The sequence below is a fragment of the Variovorax sp. LG9.2 genome (assembly GCF_035018885.1).
Taxonomy (GTDB): domain Bacteria; phylum Pseudomonadota; class Gammaproteobacteria; order Burkholderiales; family Burkholderiaceae_C; genus Variovorax.
This window is the reverse complement of record NZ_JASJXB010000001.1, coordinates 294,021-312,829: the sequence shown is the minus strand read 5'-3', so window position 1 is coordinate 312,829 and position 18,809 is coordinate 294,021. Positions and strand designations below refer to the sequence as shown.

17 protein-coding genes are annotated in these 18,809 nt (G+C 64.2%); all 17 read left to right on the top strand.

Annotation, left to right across the window (positions count from 1 at the left end; genetic code table 11):
* Nucleotides 1–9: 9 nt before the first annotated feature.
* The 17 genes from QN413_RS01385 to QN413_RS01300 all read left to right on the top strand — a co-directional run bounded on the left by QN413_RS01385 (nt 10) and on the right by QN413_RS01300 (nt 18,807).
* A complete protein-coding gene (locus QN413_RS01385) occupies nt 10–1,176 on the top strand; it encodes a substrate-binding protein (protein WP_323494881.1) in 1,167 nt (388 codons plus the stop codon).
* A gap of 41 nt (nt 1,177–1,217) precedes the next feature.
* Nucleotides 1,218–2,051, top strand: a complete 834-nt coding sequence (locus QN413_RS01380) for a branched-chain amino acid ABC transporter permease (RefSeq protein WP_187054334.1) — start codon at nt 1,218–1,220, stop codon at nt 2,049–2,051.
* A 64-nt stretch (nt 2,052–2,115) separates the two neighbouring features.
* Nucleotides 2,116–3,882: an ABC transporter permease subunit gene (locus tag QN413_RS01375; protein ID WP_323495014.1), complete on the top strand. Its 1,767-nt coding sequence runs from the start codon at nt 2,116–2,118 to the stop codon at nt 3,880–3,882.
* A complete protein-coding gene (locus QN413_RS01370; protein WP_323494880.1) occupies nt 3,875–4,597 on the top strand; it encodes an ABC transporter ATP-binding protein in 723 nt (240 codons plus the stop codon). The genes QN413_RS01375 and QN413_RS01370 overlap by 8 nt, the downstream gene beginning before the upstream one ends.
* A gap of 12 nt (nt 4,598–4,609) precedes the next feature.
* Entirely contained in the window at nt 4,610–5,938 is a 1,329-nt protein-coding gene (locus QN413_RS01365) for an amidase (RefSeq protein ID WP_323494879.1), read from the top strand.
* On the top strand, nt 5,935–7,143 hold the full coding sequence (locus QN413_RS01360; protein WP_323494878.1) for a transporter substrate-binding domain-containing protein: 1,209 nt from the start codon (nt 5,935–5,937) through the stop codon (nt 7,141–7,143). Before QN413_RS01365 ends, QN413_RS01360 begins: the two co-directional genes overlap by 4 nt.
* A gap of 55 nt (nt 7,144–7,198) precedes the next feature.
* Nucleotides 7,199–7,777, top strand: a complete 579-nt coding sequence (locus QN413_RS01355) for an ANTAR domain-containing response regulator (protein ID WP_323494877.1) — start codon at nt 7,199–7,201, stop codon at nt 7,775–7,777.
* 64 nt (nt 7,778–7,841) lie between these two features.
* The gene (locus tag QN413_RS01350) at nt 7,842–9,062 is read left to right on the top strand and encodes a class I SAM-dependent rRNA methyltransferase (RefSeq protein WP_323494876.1); all 1,221 of its coding nucleotides are present in this window, start codon (nt 7,842–7,844) and stop codon (nt 9,060–9,062) included.
* A 122-nt stretch (nt 9,063–9,184) separates the two neighbouring features.
* Nucleotides 9,185–10,243: a CobW family GTP-binding protein gene (locus tag QN413_RS01345; protein ID WP_187054340.1), complete on the top strand. Its 1,059-nt coding sequence runs from the start codon at nt 9,185–9,187 to the stop codon at nt 10,241–10,243.
* 144 nt (nt 10,244–10,387) lie between these two features.
* On the top strand, nt 10,388–11,398 hold the full coding sequence (gene dksA / locus QN413_RS27300; protein ID WP_416352115.1) for an RNA polymerase-binding protein DksA: 1,011 nt from the start codon (nt 10,388–10,390) through the stop codon (nt 11,396–11,398).
* A gap of 58 nt (nt 11,399–11,456) precedes the next feature.
* The gene (locus QN413_RS01330; protein WP_323494874.1) at nt 11,457–13,097 is read left to right on the top strand and encodes an STAS domain-containing protein; all 1,641 of its coding nucleotides are present in this window, start codon (nt 11,457–11,459) and stop codon (nt 13,095–13,097) included.
* Between the two features lie 88 nt (nt 13,098–13,185).
* The gene (gene hslV / locus QN413_RS01325) at nt 13,186–13,731 is read left to right on the top strand and encodes an ATP-dependent protease subunit HslV (RefSeq protein WP_323494873.1); all 546 of its coding nucleotides are present in this window, start codon (nt 13,186–13,188) and stop codon (nt 13,729–13,731) included.
* Nucleotides 13,732–13,759: 28 nt separating this feature from the next.
* On the top strand, nt 13,760–15,082 hold the full coding sequence (hslU, locus tag QN413_RS01320) for an ATP-dependent protease ATPase subunit HslU (protein WP_323494872.1): 1,323 nt from the start codon (nt 13,760–13,762) through the stop codon (nt 15,080–15,082).
* Between the two features lie 258 nt (nt 15,083–15,340).
* Complete coding sequence (gene mraZ / locus QN413_RS01315; protein ID WP_187054345.1) at nt 15,341–15,769, top strand: division/cell wall cluster transcriptional repressor MraZ; 429 nt, start codon at nt 15,341–15,343, stop codon at nt 15,767–15,769.
* An 8-nt stretch (nt 15,770–15,777) separates the two neighbouring features.
* Nucleotides 15,778–16,704 (top strand): 16S rRNA (cytosine(1402)-N(4))-methyltransferase RsmH, encoded by a 927-nt coding sequence (gene rsmH, locus QN413_RS01310; protein ID WP_323494870.1) that lies wholly within the window; start codon nt 15,778–15,780, stop codon nt 16,702–16,704.
* Nucleotide 16,705: 1 nt separating this feature from the next.
* The gene (gene ftsL / locus QN413_RS01305; RefSeq protein WP_187054347.1) at nt 16,706–17,053 is read left to right on the top strand and encodes a cell division protein FtsL; all 348 of its coding nucleotides are present in this window, start codon (nt 16,706–16,708) and stop codon (nt 17,051–17,053) included.
* Nucleotides 17,053–18,807: a penicillin-binding protein 2 gene (locus QN413_RS01300; protein ID WP_323494869.1), complete on the top strand. Its 1,755-nt coding sequence runs from the start codon at nt 17,053–17,055 to the stop codon at nt 18,805–18,807. Before ftsL ends, QN413_RS01300 begins: the two co-directional genes overlap by 1 nt.
* Nucleotides 18,808–18,809: the final 2 nt, after the last annotated feature.

The window sequence follows — 18,809 nt, the reverse complement described above, 5'->3', positions numbered from 1 at the left end:
AGTCTTCTCATGTTCAAACCGAAAATCCGCATCCTCACCGCCGCTTTGACGCTGGTCGCCTTTCCGTTGCTGGCCGCCGCGCAAGGCGATGCGCCGATCCGCATCGGCGTGCCGGTCGGCCTGTCCGGCGCCAACAGCGTGGTCGCGCCTTCGGTGGTGCAATCGGCAGAGCTGGCCATCGAAGAGATCAACGCTGCGGGCGGCGTGCTGGGCCGCAAGCTCGCACTCGAAGTGGCCGACGATGCGTCGGGCGCGGTCGGTGCGCAGAAGGCTTTCGATTCGCTCGTGTTCCAGAAGAAAGTCGACGTGCTGATCTCGATGGAAACCAGCGCCGCGCGCAATGCCGGCCTGCCCATCGTGGCACGCGGCAAGGTGCCCTACATCTACACATCGTTCTATGAAGGCCGCTCGTGCAGCCCGTGGATGTTCGTCAACGCATGGGTGCCGGAGCAGCAGGTGCCGCCGGTGGTCGACTACTTCATGAAGACCAAGAACGCCAAGACGATCTTCCTGGTCGGCAGCGACTACTCCTTCGGTCGCGGCATGCTCGAGTTCACCAAGAAGTACGCCGAAGGCAAGGGCGCCAAGATCGTCGGCGAGGAATACCTGCCGATGGACGGCAGCGACTGGACCGCCGTCATCAGCAAGATCCGCGCGGCCAAGCCCGACGCGTTGATCACCTCGACCGCGGGCGGCGCCCCCAACGTGACGCTCACAAAGCAGCTGCGCGCGGCCGGCATCAACATTCCGTACGGCAACCTGGCGGTCGACGAAGGCACGGCAAAGAGCATGGGCGCCGATGCCGCAGGCATCTACATCTCGGCGTCCTACGTGACCGGCATCGACAGCCCCGCCAACAAGAAATTCCTCGACGCGCTGACCAAGAAATTCGGTGCCGACCTGAAGACGCCCAACGATCTTTCGGTGCCCGAATACGAAGCTGTCTACGCCTACAAGGCGGCGGTCGAAAAGGCGAAGAGCACCGACGCCGACAAGGTCCTGAAGGCGTTGGGTGAAGTGGCAGTCGAAGGCCCGCGCGGCCGCATCACGATGAACCAGCAGCACCACGCGCCGCTCACGATGTATCTTGCGCAAGTGCAGGCCGATGGCGGTGTGAAGGTGATCGACAGCTTCAAGGATGTCGCGGTCGGCACGCAGTGCCCCAATCTCAAATAAAACGACGGCTGCAACTTCGCTTCAAATGACGTAGATCGCCAATGGACTTGTTGCTGGACATCGTCACGACGGCGGCGATTTTGTACATCGTCTCTGCCGGGCTGTTGCTGATCTTCGGCGTCATGAAGATCATCAACTTCGCGCATGGCGCCTTCCTCACGGTCGGTGCCTATGCCAGCTTGGTGGCCTCACGCATCGGCCTGTCGCCGCTGCTCGGCCTCGCGTTCGCGCTGCTGGTGGGCGCGCTGGTCGGCATGTTCATCGAGCGCGTCGTCGTGAGGCCGCTCTACGCACGGCCGCTCGACGCCATCCTCGCGACCTGGGGCCTGGCGATCGTCATCGGGCAGGTCATTACCCTGGTGTTCGGGCGCGAGGTGCAACTGGTGCCGAGCCCGGTCAACGGCACCTTCGCCTGGTCTGGCGGCGAGTACTCGGCGTACCGCTTGCTGCTGGTCGCCGCCGCCGCCGTGCTCGGCACAGCCCTCGCGCTGATCCTGACGCGGACCCGCATCGGCCTTGTCACGCGTGCGGTGATCATGAACGAGCAGCTGGCGCGCGGTCTCGGTATTCATGCCGGCATGGTGCGCTTTTGCACCTTTGCGGCGGGCGCTGGCATAGGGAGCCTCGCCGGTGCGCTGATCACGCCGCTGTCGAGCGTCGATCCCAACATGGGCGTGCCGTGGCTGGTCAACGCCTTCATGCTGGTCATGGTGTCGGGCGTGTCGATGGGTAGCTTGCTGGTCGCCACGCTGGTCTTCGGCGCGGCGCAGGTGCTGCTCTCGACCTATGTGAGTCCGGTTCTGGGCGGCTTGGCGATCGCTGTGCTCGCAGCCGTCACGCTGCGTATCCGGCCGAAAGGATTTTCCCGTGACTGACCCCGTACTGGGCTCGGTTGCCGTTGCGGTTGCGCCGTTGGCAGACGTTCGATCGGTGCGTTCGATGCGTCGGGTGGTCGCTGTGGCTGCCGCATGCGCTGGCGTGGCGCTGGTCGCGCCGTCGCTGCTAGACACCTACACGCTCAATATCCTGATTCGAGCGATCTTCTTTGCGATGTTGGCGTTGACGGTCGATGTGCTGTGGGGCTACACCGGCTTCCTGACTTTCGGACAGTCGGCTTTTTTTGGGGCTGGCGCGTACGCGGCCGGGCTGGTGTTCACGCACCTCGGCTTCAGCCCCGGCATGGTGTGGGTGGCGCTGGGTCTTGCGGTGTCGGCTGCTGCCGTCCTCGCGCTGATCACGGGCTGGCTGTCGTTCTATCACGGCTCCACAGCGCTATATGCCTCGGTCATTTCGCTGGTGCTGCCCATCGTGGTGACGCAATTGCTGTTCTCTGGCGGCACTTTCACTGGCTCGAGTTCCGGCCTCACCGGCTACACCGTGCCTGACCTGAGTCTGGAGGCCTGGTTTCGCATCGCTGGCTGTGTGCTCGTGCTCCTGACTGCCGGTGCCTGGCTCTTCGTGCGAAGCGATGGCGGGCGCTTGCTGGCAGCGATTCGCGACAACGAAACGCGCTGCTCTTACCTGGGCATCGACACGGCTCGCCTGAAGATCGTGTTGCTGGTCGCCACCGCCGCCATCGCCGGCCTCGCAGGTTTCGGCTATGCAAGTTTCAGCGGCGTGGTCGCGCCGGAGTTGGCCGGCTTCGTGTTCGGCACCGAAGTGATCATCTGGGTCGCGCTCGGCGGGCGCGGCACCTTGATCGGGCCGGTGTTCGGCGCTCTCCTGATCGAGTGGGGCAGCGCCTACCTGAGCGGCAGCCTGCCCTTTATCTGGAAGCTGTTTCTCGGCGTGGCTTTCGTGCTGGTGATCGTGCTGTTGCCGCAGGGCTTGCTGCCTCCTCTGGCGCGCCTGCTGCGCCGGTTGGGCCGGCGAAGCGGCGCCGCTGCAGCGGATATGGCGCAGGCAGCAGGCACCGCCATGCTGGCCGAGTCGCCCGTGCGGCCCGTCATGGACAGCGGGGCACCGGTGATCGAGCTGGCTGGCGTGTCGAAGCATTTCGGCAGCCTGAAGGTGCTGTCGGGCATCGACTTCGTCGCGCACCGCGGCGAACTGGTGAGCCTGATCGGCCCCAACGGCGCCGGCAAGACCACGCTGATGCGCTGCATGAGCGACGGTGCCGAGCGCAGCGCCGGCACCGTGCGAATCGATGGACACGATATCGCGCACGCGCCACCGCACGCCTGCGTGCGCTTCGGCCTCGGGCGCAAGTTCCAGACCGCCAACGTCTTCGAAACGCTGACCGTGGCCGAATGCCTGCGCATGGCGCGCGTGCGCGTCGACAAGCCGTCGCTGTGGCGTCGGAGCACGACGCTGGCCTTGCCGTCGCACGCGCTGGCGGTGCTGAAGGCGACCGAGCTCGACCGCAAACTGCACGTCGAAGCGCGGCACTTGTCGCACGGCGAACAACAGGCCCTGGAGCTCGCGATGGTGCTTGCGCTGGAGCCGCAGGTCGTACTGCTCGACGAGCCCACGGCGGGCCTTTCACTGGAAGAGCGCAGCCGCATCGGCGCGGTCTTCACCGACCTGTGCGTGCGCTTCAACCTGTGCCTGCTGCTGGTCGAGCACGACCTGGACTTCGTGCGCGAGATATCGACACGCATCGTGGTGCTGCACCAAGGGCGGCTGGCGCTGTCCGGAACGGTGCAAGAGGTGGTCGACTCCGAGCTCGTTCAGACGATCTACTCGGGGAGCGCCGGCCATGACTGAGTTGCGCTCCAGCGAGGCCGCGCTGACCCTGAAAGGTGTGAGCGCGGGCTACGGTGAACTGATGGTGCTGCGCGGCCTCGACCTCTCGGTGCCGGCTGGCAGCATCGTCGCTTTGCTGGGCAAGAACGGCATGGGGAAAACGACGCTGCTCAAATCGGCGATGGGTTTTTTGCCCAAGCGCCAAGGCCGCATCTCGATGGCGGGCGTCGACATCACCACCCTGCCGGCGCACCGCATCGCTCGCCTCGACGTGTCATATACGTCGCAAGAGCAGGCCCTCTTCGTCGATCTCAGCATCAAAGACAACCTGCGCCTCGGCCTCGCACGCGACGCGTTGCTGAACGACCGACTCCCGGCGATCTACGAGATCTTTCCTTTCATGCAAGGCCGCATGGCGCAGCGCGCGGGCACGCTGTCGGGGGGTGAACAAAAGATGCTGCTGGTGGCCCGTGCGCTGGTCGCGCGGCCGTCGTTGATGCTGGTCGATGAGATCACCGAAGGGTTGCAACCTTCGGTCATCGACAAGGTGGGCGCGGCGCTGCGGCAAGAGCGCGACCGCAACGGTACCTCCATGCTGCTGGTCGAGCAAAACGTGGGCTTCGCGCTCGCCGTCGCCGACCGGTACGCGGTGCTCAAGCGCGGCGAGATCGTGGTCGAAGGCGACACGCGTGCGCCTGGCGCTGCTGAAATCATTCGCGCGCAGCTGCGCGTCTGATACGGTGCGACGATGACATCGACGATCTGGACTTCCACCACCGCGCTCGCCACCCTGGCCCAAGTGGCCGCGGGCTTGCGGAAAGCGGCCGATGCCATGGAGCAGACGTACAGCGCCATCGCGCAACACGATCCCGCGATAGGCGCTTTCTCGTGCCTCGCCGAAGCCAGACTCGCGATCGACGGGGCAACGCACGCTGTGGGGCCACTCGCCGGACTGCCGGTCGCGGTCAAGGACATCTTCGACACCCGCGACCTGCCGACGGCTTATGGCTCGCCGTTGTATGCCGGTCTCGCGCCGCCGCGTAGCGACGCCGCCATCGTCGGTGTCATTCGCAGCGCCGGCGGTGTCGTCGTCGGCAAGACGACCACCACCGAATTCGCCTACCTCGAGCCGACCGCCACCCGCAATCCGAATGCGCCCGGCCGCACGCCGGGTGGCTCGTCGGCCGGGTCCGCGGCGGCCGTCGCGGCGGGGCTGGTGCCGTGGGCCATCGGCACGCAAACCGGCGGCTCGACGATCCGCCCGGCCTCGTATTGCGGCATCGTCGGTTTCAAGCCGAGCTTTGGCCTGTTGCCGACTGCCGGGCTCAAATGCTTTTCATGGTCGCTCGATACCGTCGGGCTGTTCGCGCGCGATATGGGCGACGTGGCTTGGCTGGCGCAGGCGCTGAGCGGCCGGCCGCTTGCGCTTGCCGCGCTGCCGGCGCCAAGGCGCTGGACCGTCGGCGTGCCCGCAGCGTATCCGTGGGGCGACGTGTCGCCGGGCGCGGCGGCCGCGATGGCGCAAGGCATCGAGGCGTGGCGCCGTGCCGGTGCGACGATTCGCACGGTCGAGCTGCCGCCCATGGCCGAGGCACTTTTCAGCGCACACGCGGCAGTGCAGGGATGGGAAGCCTGGCGCTCGCTCGCCAGCGACCTCGACATGGCGTCGAGCCACCTGCAGGGCATGTCCTTGCAGTTGCGCAGCTACTTGAACGAAGCCCGCCGGGTGGACGACTCGACCTATGCCGCTGCGCAGGCCACAGCACACCTTGCCCGTGCGCGCTTTGCCGATTGGCTGGCGCCCTGCGACTTCCTGCTCACGCCCAGCGCGCCGGACGAAGCACCGGTCGGGTTCGCCAACACCGGGCCATCGACGTACAACCGGGCATGGACCCTGCTCGGATCTCCATGCGTGAGCGTGCCGGGTGCGGTTGGTGTCAACGGCCATCCGATGGGGCTTCAACTGATCGGCGCGCCGGGTGAGGATGGCCCGTTGTTGAGGGCCGCGGCGGCCTTGCAGCGAGCCCTTGCGATGGCTGCCACTGGCACCCCTGATCACTCACCCACCACGACATGACGCCAGCCGACGACTTTCGCAGCGACCCGCGCCAGGATCCACGCCGCGATGCCTCTACGTTGCCGGATACCACTCCGGCAGGCGATCCCTGGCGTGTCGGCGTGCTGTTCTCGCGGTCGGGCGTCACGGCCATTTCCGAGAGCGAACACTTCTACGGCACGGTGCTGGCCATCGAAGAGATCAATCGTGCCGGTGGGGTGCTCGGCAGGCAGATCGAGCCGGTGGCGCTCGACCCCGGCTCCGATCCGACGGAGTACCGCCGTCTGGCGGATCAGTTGCTGCAGGACGAAGGCATCAGCGTGATCTTCGGCTGCCACACCTCGGCAGGGCGCAAGGCGGTGCTGCCGGCCATCGAGCGCCGCAACGGTTTGCTCTGGTACTGCTCGTTGTACGAGGGCTTCGAGTTCTCACCGAATGTGATCTACACCGGCGCGGCGCCCAACCAGAACAGCCTTCAGTTGGCGAGCTTCTTGCTGCGCGAAGGACGCAAGCGCTGGCACCTGGTCGGCTCCGACTACATTTATCCGCGCGAATCGAATCGCATCATGCGCGACGTGGTTGAGCAGCACGGCGGCGAGATCACGGGCGAGGTTTACCTTGACTATCAGGTCGATACCGGGGCTGTGAGCCGGCTGGTCGAATCGATCAAGGCGGCCAAGCCCGATGTCGTCTTTTCGACGCTGGTGGGACGGCCTGGCCGGGAGTTGTACCGGCTCTACCGTGAACTCGGCATGGACCCGCAGCAAACGCCGATTGCCAGCCTCACCATGGCCGAGGGCGAAATCAAGGCGGTCGGCCCTGAGCTGTGCACGGGCCACTTCACTTCGGCCAAGTACTTCGCTTCGCTCGATACGCCCGGCAACGCCCGCTTCGTCGCCGCGTTTCGGGAGCGCTTTGGCGCGGACTTGCCGATCAGCCAGTACACCGAAGGCGCCTACAGCCAGGTGCACCTGTTCGCGCGCGCGCTCGAGGTGACCGGCACGCTCGACACGCAGAAGCTTGTCGCCGCGGCCATGCAGGTGAGTTTCGAGGGGCCGTCGGGCGAGCTGCGCATCGATTCCGACAATCAGCATGCCTGGCTGCGTCCGCGCATCGGACGGGTCCGTGCCGATGGCCAGTTCGACATTGCGTGGGAGGCTGCCTCGGTCATCAAGCCCGACCCGTACATGACGATGTACGGTCTGGCCGACATTGCGGGCGATTGATTCGCCGCACGACAGGGCACGAATGAGTTCCGGCATCAAGCGTCTATTCGATGAGTTGCGCGGCACGTCGGTGGCCGTGATCCATCCGCCTGGCGCCGATTGCAACGTGCTGGTCGACCAGCTGCGCCGGATCGGCTGCAACGTGAAGTCGCTATGGCCATGTCCGCCATCGCCGCCGGCCACCATTGATGTGGTTTTTGTATTTGTCGCGGCCGAGCGCGGCAGCGAACACTTATGGAGCGGAGTCGATTGCGAGGCCGTGGTGATTGCACTGGTCGACTACGAGAATCCGACGGTGCTGAAAGGCATCCTCGACTTGAATGCACAGGCAGTCATCAACAAGCCGTTTCGCCCGACCGGGGTATTGAGCACACTGATTCTTGCCCGCGCGAGCAAGGGCTATCAGGACCGGCTTCTGCTCAAGGTGACGAAGCTGGAAGAAGCGTTGCGCTCGCGGCGCGAGATCGAGCGCGCGGTAAAGCTGCTGGCCGAACGCCAGGGGCTGACCGACATACAGGCCTACGAGCAAATCCGTCGCCAGGCCAGCAACAAGCGCATTTCGGTTGTCGAGGTGTGCGCGGCAGTCAACAGCGCGGGCTCCGTGCTGGACGGACTCTGGCCGCTGGACCGCTGAGGTCGCAGCGAAGGCGTCGAATCTTCCGTTCAAAGGCGATTTCCACGCCGTCGACAATCGGCGTATGAAGATACTTCGCCTCAAGCCCGGTAAAGAGCGCTCTCTCGCACGCCGGCACCCCTGGATCTTTGAATCGGCGATCGCCCGCGGTTCGGCCGATGCAGGCGAAACAGTGCGAGTCGAATCGCATGAAGGCCAGTTTCTGGCATGGGCCGCCTTCAGCCCGATATCGAAAATCCGCGCGCGGGCCTGGAGCTTCGTCGAGACGCAGCGCATCGACGCTGGCTTTCTGGCGTCGCTGTGCAAGAAGGCGGTCGATGCGCGCGCGCTGTTCGACATCCGCAGCGACGGCATGCGGCTGGTGCATGGCGAGGCCGACGGGCTACCGGGACTGATCGTCGACCGTTATGGCGACACGCTGGTGGCGCAGTTTCTGTCGGCCGGCGTCGAGCGCTGGAAAGACGTGCTGGCGGATGCGCTGTTGAAGGCGACCGGGCTCGCACGGCTCTACGAACGTTCCGACGCCAATGGCCGGGAGCGCGAAGGGCTGAAGCCGGTGACGGGCTGGCTGCGCGGGGCGGACGAGGGGGGCGGTTCCGGGGACACGGTCCGCACGATCCGCGAGCACGACTGGAAGCTGTCGCTCGACATCGCGACCGGTCACAAGACGGGCTTCTACCTCGACCAGCGCGACAGCCGCCAGCGCTTTGCCGAACTTGCCCAGCACCGCAAGTTTCGACGCGTGCTCAATTGCTTTTGCTACACGGGTGGTTTCACCATCGCAGCACTGGCGGGGTTGAAGGCTGCCGGTGCGCTCGAAGGCGCCGAGCTGACGTCGATCGATTCGTCGTTGCCCGCCCTGGAAATGGCGCGTGCCAACGTGGCGCTCAACGGTTTCGAAGCTGCAGACACCCGCTTTCTGGATGCCGACGTCAACGCCACGCTGCGCCGCTTCATCGAAGAGGGCCAGACTTTCGATGCGATCGTGCTCGACCCGCCGAAATTCGCGCCCACCATCGCGCACGCCGAGCGCGCCGCACGCGCCTACAAGGACATCAACCGGTTGGCGCTCAAACTGCTGGTTCCGGGCGGCGTGCTGCTGACGTTTTCTTGCTCGGGTGGTATCGGTGCCGACCTGTTCCACAAGATCGTCGCCGGGGCCGGTATCGATGCCGCAGTCGATGGCTACATCAGCGAGCGTCTGGGCGCGGCGCCGGATCACCCGATGACGATCGAGTTTCCGGAAGGCGAGTACTTGAAGGGGCTGGTCGTCGTACGCAAATAGCAGTCGCTGTCGGCACGACGCATGCAGTGGATGTCCTTTCCTTGGCGCCACGCTGTCGTGCTGGCTAAACTTCCGCCTCTCCCGTTTTCAGCCCCCCGCTTTTCCCTTGACCGGAGCAATTCATGGCCCTTATCCCTGCCACCATCCTCACCGGCTTTCTCGGCTCCGGCAAAACCACCCTGCTCAAGCGCATCCTGACCGAGGCGCACGGCCAGAAGATCGCGGTGATCGAGAACGAATTCGGTGAAGAGAACATCGACAGCGACATCCTCGTCACCGAGTCGAAAGAGCAGATCATCCAGATGAGCAACGGCTGCGTCTGCTGCACCATCCGCGAAGACCTGCGCGAAGCCTTGCAACTGCTGGCCTCCAAGAAGCGCCAGGGGCTGCTCGACTTCGACCGCGTGGTGATCGAAACGACCGGTCTGGCCGATCCGGGACCGGTGGCGCAGACTTTCTTTATGGACGACGAGATCGCCGAGAGTTATCTGCTCGACTCGATCCTGACGTTGGTCGATGCCAAGCATGCGCCGCAGCAGCTCAACGACCGGCAGGAAGCGCGCCGCCAGGTGGGCTTTGCCGACCAGATCTTCATCAGCAAGAGCGAACTGGTCTCGGCCGAAGAAACCGAGGCGCTGATCCATCGCTTGAAGCACATGAACCCGCGGGCGCCGCAGCAGAAAGTGCACTTCGGCGAGGTGCCACTGGCTAGCGTGTTCGACCTGCGCGGCTTCAACTTGAACGCCAAGCTCGACATTGACCCGGATTTCCTGAAAGAGGAAGACGACGCGCACGCAGGCCACGATCATGACCACGCACACGGGGAGAGCTGCGATCACCCGTCGCATGCCAACGAAGGTCACGGCCACCATCACCACCATGACGATGACGTCAAAAGCTTCGTCTACCGGGCCGATCGCGCCTTCGATGCTGCGAAGCTGGAAGACTTCCTGGGCGCCATCGTCAATATCTACGGGCCGCGCATGCTGCGCTACAAAGGCGTGCTGAGCATGAAAGGCACGGACCGCAAGGTGATCTTCCAGGGCGTGCACCAGTTGATGGGCAGCGACCTGGGGCCTGAGTGGGGCGCGGACGAAGTGCGCCAGAGCCGGATGGTGTTCATCGGCATCGAACTTCCGCGTGAAATTCTCGAACAGGGCCTTGATCAGTGTCTCGTTTGAGCGGACCTTTGATTTCAGCGCATTGACTTTCGGCTTCTCTATATACAATCGCCCGCCTGTTCCGGCGACGTGCTTTGGCCCTTTGGGGCTGAGGCATGGCTTCAGGCACAGGAGAGAGCGAGTTTTTGGCGTGTTTTCAGAGGTATAACCCCTGAGCCGCCAAGGGCGAGCATCCTGACTACATGGGAGGAGACACCCGTGAAAGCGCGTTCCAGTTCGTCCAAGGAGCCAGCCACCGTGAAGAAACCTGTCGTTCAGGCCAAGTCAGCTTCAAAGCCCGCCGCGTCCAAGCCGGCGGTCTCCAAGCCGGCGGCGTCGGCGACTAAAAAAGCTTCGGCAACGGCTCCCGCGCCAGCCAAAAAAAACGCTGTCTCGGACAAGTCCGCGAAATCCACGATCACGACCACCACCGCGGCGGCGTCTTCTCCTTCCAAATCGGTGGGCCGGCCCGCCGACTCATCTTCTCCTTCGATTCCCATGAAAAAAACGGCTGCTGCCTCCCTTCCCACCACGCCGACCCCGGTGATGCCGATCACCACCATCGCCGCCACGCCCGTGCCGGCGCGCGGTGGCCGGGTGTCGCGGTTGTCGCAACTCACGGTGCCTTCGATGCCGCAATCGATCGCCTCGACGGCTGCCAAGTCGAGCTTCTCGCAGATCGTGTCGACGGCCCTGGTGCCGCCGCCGCCGGTCGCGGTCAAGAAAGACCCGAAGTTGCTGAACAACTGGAAGACCAAGACGGCCGAACAGTTGGTCGATGCCGAAGTCATTGCGATGCCCGACGCGGAGTACATGAACGACAAGCAGATGGCGTTTTTTCGCCTGAAGCTGCAGGAACTCAAACGCGGCATTCTCGAAAACGCGGGTGAAACCACCGAGCATCTGCGCGAAGACACCGTCGTCGTACCCGATCCGGCCGACCGCGCCACCATCGAAGAAGAGCACGCTCTCGAACTGCGCACCCGCGACCGCGAACGCAAGCTGTTGAAGAAAATCGAACAATCGATCCAGCGCATCGACTCCGGCGACTACGGCTACTGCGATGAAACCGGCGAGCCGATCGGTGTCGGCCGGCTGCTGGCCCGCCCGACCGCCACGCTGTCGCTCGAAGCGCAACAGCGCCGCGAACTCAAGCAGAAAATGTTCGGCGACTAAGCCGGCTGACAAAACTCCTTCCCCTTCCCGATTCCCCGTACAAAATCCGCGCGCACTCATGGCCAAGGAAGAACCCGGTCGACTTTTGTCCAAGGTGGCCAAGTTCGTCCGCAATCCGCTGAAGGATTGGTCGGAACTCGACGCGCAGGATTCGGCTGCACCTGACAACGGCTACAGCCGCGAGATGCTGAAGGAGATGATCGAACGGCGGCAGCGCAACGACTTCGTGCGTCGCCGCGAATTCGACATGCTGCGCAAGCTGCGTCGCCGCGACGCCGCCGGCGTACGCGACGACGGCGGCACGCCGTCGCAGTTCAACGTCAGCAGCACCTCCGGTAAGACCGAGGGCCGCGCGCTCACGCTCAAGAAGATCGACGAGATCGAAGAGCAGATGTCGCAGCAATGGTGGAAAAGCCGCGGGCCCGCGGGTGACAGCGCAGCGGCGCTCCCCGTTCCGGGTTCCGGTCCGGAAGTGCCCGCCGACATGGCTGGGGAACATGTGCGTGCGTACGCCGACACAGTTCCCGGTGTCGCGCCGCACGAAAGCGCGCAGGGTGATTCGGCTTCGAGGGGCAGGTCGAGCGACGACGACGCGTTACACGCAGGGCGGCAGGTTTATGAAAGTGGCATCGAGGAAGCGGCCATTCGTTTTGCACAAAGCGATGACGCCGGTGCCGAAGCGATCCTGCTGCAGACCTTGGCGCCCGATAGCGCGCATGCCGAGCACAACGACAGCTGGCTCGCACTGCTCGACCTGTACCGCGCCACCGGCGATTCCGAAAAGTTCGTTGCCGCCAACACGCGCTATGCGCAGCGCTTCAAGCGGCAGGGGCCGGAGTGGGTTTCGCTGCGTTCGCTGGCGCGTGACCTGCAAGTGGCTGCTAGCGTTGCGCAGAATTCCGCCGACGCCGATCGGCCGCTTGGTGTGGCCGACTGGTTCGCTCCGGCAGTGCTGACGCGCCCTTCGCTCGGCGAACTGACGCGTGCACTTGCCGCAGCGAGCGGTCCGAAGTGGACGCTCGACTGGCGTGCCCTTCGCAACATCGACGAGGAAGCAGCTGCACCGTTGAAGGCGCTGCTAGCGCATTGGGCCGATTCCACCGTGCAGATTCAGTTCGTCGGCATGGGCCACTTGACCGCGGTGCTGGAGCAGGCCACGCCGTCGAACGAACGCACGGTCGATGCCATCTGGTGGCAGTTGCGCATGGAAGCGCTGCGCGTGATGCATGCGGCCGACGACTTCGAACTGGTCGCGCTCAATTACTGCATCACCTACGAAGTGTCGCCACCGCCATGGACCGACCCCAAGGGAGAATTCGCGTCAATCGAGGTGGTCACCGAAGCGCCAAAACCACAGAGGCCGGCGGCGCCGTCGCTCACGCTCGCCAGCATGAGCGACGAAGTGCCGGTCGACATCGGCCCGAAGCTGCCCTCGCTCATCGGTGAACTCACGGGTGAGTCGGCGGCGGTCTGGCAACGGCTGGATGCCGAACTGGCCGACGCGGTGGCGCCGACGATTTCGTGCGCGGCGCTGGTTCGCATCGACTTTGCCGCGGCGGGTACGCTTCTGAACTGGGTGACCGCACGCGACGAGCGCGGTCAGCGCGTGCAGTTCGTCGATGCGCACCGGCTCGTCACAGCGTTTTTCGGCGTCATCGGCATCGCTGACCACGCTGCGGTTTCGCCACGCCAGCGCTGATCGGCATTGAGCCCGGTCAGAGTCCGGCGGGACATAACCCCGCTGTGAGAGGGCTTGAAAAATCCCTGCGTCGTCCTATCTTGTTCCGATGGAACAGTTTCACGGCACCACCATCGTCAGCGTGCGCCGCAAGACCCCCGTTGGCGACCAGGTCGCGATCGGTGGTGATGGGCAGGTCACGCTCGGCAATATCGTCATCAAGGGCACGGCGCGCAAGGTGCGGCGGCTCTATCACGGCAAGGTGATTGCTGGGTTCGCCGGCGCCACGGCCGATGCTTTCACGCTCTTCGAGCGCTTCGAGGCCAAGCTCGAAAAGCACCAGGGCAACCTGACACGCGCTGCGGTCGAACTCACCAAGGACTGGCGTACCGACCGCGTGCTGCGCAAGCTCGAAGCCATGCTGGCGGTCGCCGACGCCACCACCTCGCTCATCATCACCGGCAACGGCGACGTGCTCGAACCCGAGAGTGGCGTGATCGCGATCGGTTCCGGCGGCCCCTATGCCCAGTCGGCCGCCAAGGCATTGCTCGACAACACCGATCTCACCGCAGAGCAGATCGTCAAGAAATCGCTGGAGATCGCCGGCGAACTCTGCATTTACACGAACATGAACCATACGATCGAGACGCTCTGAACCGGGCACAGACAGACAAAAGCACGCCATGTCCATGACGCCCCAAGAAATCGTTTCCGAACTCGACAACCACATCGTCGGCCAGCCGCAAGCCAAGCGTGCCGTCGCCATCGCGCTGCGCAATCGCTGGCGCCGGCAGCAGGTCGAGGGCTCGCTGCGCTCTGAAATTACGCCCAAGAACATCCTGATGATCGGCCCGACAGGCGTCGGTAAAACCGAGATCGCGCGCCGGCTCGCACGCCTTGCCGACGCGCCGTTCATCAAGGTCGAAGCCACCAAGTTCACCGAGGTCGGCTATGTAGGCAAAGACGTCGATTCGATCATTCGCGACCTGGCTGAAATTGCCGTGAAGCAGACCCGCGAGAGCGAAAGCGCGAAGGTGCGCACGCGCGCCGAAGACGCAGCCGAAGACCGCATTCTGGACGTGCTGTTGCCGCCCGCGCGCACCGCCGAAGGCGCGGTGCCCGATACCGCCAACACCACGCGCCAGGCCTTTCGCAAGAAGCTGCGCGAGCACGCGCTCGACGACAAGGACATCGAACTGGACTTGGCCGAAACCCGCGCGCCGCTCGAAATCATGGGCCCGGCCGGCATGGAAGAAATGACCGAGCAGCTCAAGGGCATGTTCGGCCAGATGGGCCAGACCAAACGCAAGACGCGCAAGCTGAAGATCGCGGAAGCGATGCGCCTGCTGATCGACGAAGAGGCCGCCAAGCTGGTCAACGAAGACGACATTCGGGCGCAGGCGATCACCAACGCCGAGCAGAACGGCATCGTCTTCATCGACGAGATCGACAAGGTGGCCACGCGCAGCGAAGCACAGGGCACCGACGTGTCGCGCCAAGGCGTGCAGCGCGACCTGCTGCCGCTGGTTGAAGGCACTGCGGTGAGCACCAAGTACGGCGTGATTCGCACCGATCACATCCTGTTCATCGCGAGCGGCGCTTTCCATCTGAGCAAGCCGAGCGATCTGATTCCGGAGTTGCAGGGGCGCTTTCCGATCCGCGTCGAACTGCAATCGTTGTCGATCGCCGATTTCGAAAGCATCCTGACGCAGACGCGTGCCTCGCTGGTCAAGCAATACCAGGCGCTGCTGGCGACCGAGGGCGTCACGCTCGAGTTCACGCCGGATGGCATCCAGCGGTTGGCGAGCATCGCCTTCGAAGTCAACGAGCGCACCGAGAACATCGGCGCGCGTCGCTTGTCGACGGTGATGGAGCGTCTGCTCGACGAGGTGAGCTTCGGCGCGACCCAACTCGAAGGCCAGTCGATTCACATCGACGCCGCTTACGTCGACACCCGACTTGCGGCACTAAGTCACGACGAAGACCTTTCGCGGTTCATTCTTTGAAGTAGGGCGCCGCAACGGCGCTTCACGCATCACATGCAGTGCGTGAGCTAAGTGCTTCATTTGCAACGATTTTCATTACTTCGACTGTTCAAAAGTACAGCTAAGTCGTTGATTCCATTACAAAATTCTCCGCAAGGGCCTTCTTGCGCGGGTGTTCCTTCCTGATAAAGTGGCGAAAAGTGCATATAAGTGGGAAAAAGTGTCACCTGACATCCGTACTGGATGTCGGAGACGTCTCACAACCAAGGTTTCGTTCTCGTGTTTCAAGGCGCTTCATCGCTCAGTCTGGATGCCAAAGGGAGGCTCGCGGTGCCGACCCGGCATCGTGACGTTCTGAGCGCGACGGCGGCCGGCCACCTCACCATCACCAAGCACCCGCACGGTTGCCTCATGGTGTTTCCCCGCCCGGAGTGGGAAAAATTTCGTGACCGCATCGCGGCGCTGCCGATGTCGGCGCAGTGGTGGAAGCGCGTCTTTCTCGGCAACGCGATGGATGTCGAAATGGACGGCACCGGCCGCGTGCTGGTGTCGCCCGAACTGCGCACCGCCACCGGCATCACGCGCGATGCACTGTTGCTCGGCATGGGCAACCACTTCGAGCTGTGGGACAAGGCGACGTACGACGCCAAGGAAGCCGAGGCCACGCAGGGCGACATGCCCGACGTGTTCCAGGACTTTTCGTTCTGAGGCCGGCAGTGGAGCAGCCATGGACCCACACCACAGTCCTGTTGAAAGAAGCGTCCGATGCGCTTTTTGCCGACACGACATCGCTTGCGCGCGGCACCTACGTCGACGCGACGTTCGGGCGCGGTGGACATGCCCGGGCCATCCTGGCCCGGCTGGCGCCGGAAGGCAGGCTGATCGCATTCGACAAAGATGCGGAAGCGGTGGCCGAAGCAGCGCGCATCACCGATGCGCGTTTTTCTATCCGTCACCAGGGTTTCAAAGACCTGCGCGAGCTGCCTGCGGGCAGTGTCGCAGGCCTGCTGCTGGACCTCGGCGTGAGTTCGCCGCAGATCGACAACCCGGCACGCGGTTTCTCATTTCGGTTCGACGGTCCGCTCGACATGCGCATGGACACCACGCGCGGCGAGAGCGTGTCCGACTGGCTGGCAACGGCCGACACTCAGCAGATTGCAGAGGTGATTCGTGACTATGGCGAAGAACGGTTTGCTGTTCAGATTGCAAAGGCGATTGATGCTCGCCGACAAGAACGGGGCCCAATTTCAACCACCACCGAGCTGGCCGACCTCGTGGCTGGCGCGGTCAAAACCCGCGAGCAGGGCCAGAACCCTGCAACGCGCACATTTCAGGCTCTTCGGATTTTCATCAACGCCGAGCTTGAAGAGCTGCAACAGGCGTTAGAGGCGAGCCTCACCGTGCTGCAACCCCAGGGGCGCCTCGCTGTGATCAGTTTCCATTCGCTGGAAGATCGCATCGTGAAGCAGTTCATCGCTAAACACTCGCGCGAGGTGTACGACCGCCGTGCTCCGTTTGCCGTGCCGCAGCCTATGAAATTGCACGTGCTCGATCGCATCAAGCCGTCCGCGATCGAGGTGGCTGGCAACAAGCGTTCGCGCAGCGCCATCCTCCGCGTGGCCGAACGCACGGCGGTGACCTGACATGGCGCGGCTCAACTTTTTGCTGCTGCTCGCCGTGCTCGCCTCGGCGCTGTACCTGGTGCACACGCAGTACCTGTCGCGCCAGCTCTTCACCGAGTTCGACCGGGTGCAGAACGAAGCGCGTCGCCTCGAGCTCGACAACGAGCGCCTGCAGGTAGAAAAGCGCGCGCAGGCCACGCCGTTGCGCGTCGAAAAGCTGGCCAAGGAGCAGCTGAAGATGCGTACCACCACGCCGGCCATCACGCAGTACGTGCGGCCCGACGGTTCGGTCATTCCTGCTGTGGTGCAAGCGCCGCCGCCGGTGCCGTCGTCCGCACCTTCCGCGACCACCGGCAAGAAGGAGCACTGATGCGCCGCAACAGCCGCAGCGTGCAATACGCATCGAGCCCCTTGCTGGCAAGCAAGACGCCGGTGTGGCGCAGCAAGTTCATCGTGGCCGGCATCGCTTTCGGCTTCGTCGTGCTGGCCGGCCGCGCTGCTTACGTACAGGTGTTCGACAACGCCTTTTTTCAGCGCCAGGGCGAGGTGCGATTCACCCGCACGCTCGAGCTGCCTGCGAGTCGCGGCCGCATCCTCGATCGCAACGGCTTGATCCTGGCATCGAGCGTCGAGGCGCCGAGCATCTGGGCGATTCCAGAAGACATCGAGCGCGACGATCCGGACGTCAAGGCCAAGTTGAAGCTGGCCGCGAAGCTGCTCGAGATGCCGCAGAAGGATTTCGACAAGAAGCTCGAAGACGAAGACAAGCAGTTCGTCTGGATCAAGCGGCAGGTCGATATGCCGATCGCCAAGCAGATCGCTGCGCTCAACATCAAGGGCCTGTACCAGCGCAAGGAATACAAGCGCCAGTACCCCGAAGGCGAAGCCGCCGCGCACGTCGTCGGCTTCACCAATGTCGAGGACAACGGGCAGGAAGGCATCGAGCTCGAGTTCGACAAGCAACTCGCCGGCAAGGCGGGTTCGCGCCGCGTCATCAAGGACCGGCTTGGTCGTATCGTCGAAGGCGTCGGTGAGACCGTGCCACCGCTCGATGGCCGCGACATCCAGCTCAGCGTCGACAGCAAGGTGCAGTTCTTCGCCTACCAGAAGCTGCGCGACGCGGTGATCGCACGCAAGGCGAAGGCCGGCAGCGTGGTGGTGCTCGACTCTGTGACCGGCGAGGTGCTGGCGCTCGCGAATTACCCGAGCTACGTGCCCGACAAGCGCCAAAACCTGACCGGCGAGCAGTTGCGCAACCGCGCCATGACCGACACCTTCGAGCCCGGCTCGACGATGAAGCCGATCACCATCGGCATGGCGCTCGAAGCCGGCCGTGTGACGCCCAAGACCATCATCGAAACCGCGCCAGGCCGGTTCCAGATCGGCGGCTTCACCATCAGCGACACGCACAACTACGGCACGTTGACGGTCGAAGGCGTGATCCAGAAGTCGAGCAACGTGGGCGCGCTGAAGATCGCGCAGAAGATGCAGCCGCATGAAATGTGGGACACGTACACCGCGCTCGGCTACGGCCAGAAGCCGGTGATCCAGTTTCCCGGCGCGGTGACGGGCAGGTTGCGCCCGTGGAAGAGCTGGAAGCCGGTCGAGCAAGCCACCATGGCTTATGGCTACGGCCTGTCGGCATCGCTCTTTCAGATGGCGCACTCGTACACCTCGTTCGCGCACGACGGCATGGTCATCCCGACCACGATGCTGAAGTCCGACCAGCCCGCCGTCGGCGTGCGTGTGTTCTCCGCCGAGAACGCGCGCGCCGTGCGCCGCATGCTGCAGATGGCCGCTGCGCCCGGCGGCACTGGCCCGCTCGCGCAGACGGTCGGCTACTCGGTCGGAGGCAAGTCGGGCACCGCCCACAAGCAGGTCGGCAAGGGCTATGCGAGCAACAAGTACCGCGCATGGTTCACCGGCATGGCACCGATCGAGAAGACTCGGATCATCGTCGGCGTGATGATCGACGAGCCCAGCGACGGCGTGTATTTCGGCGGCTTGGCCGCTGCGCCGGTGTTCAGCGAAGTGGTGCAGCAGACGCTGCGCATGATGAACGTGCCGCCCGATCTCGCAGTCAAGCCGCTGGTCACGACCAATGGCGTGGACGAGAGCTTCTGATG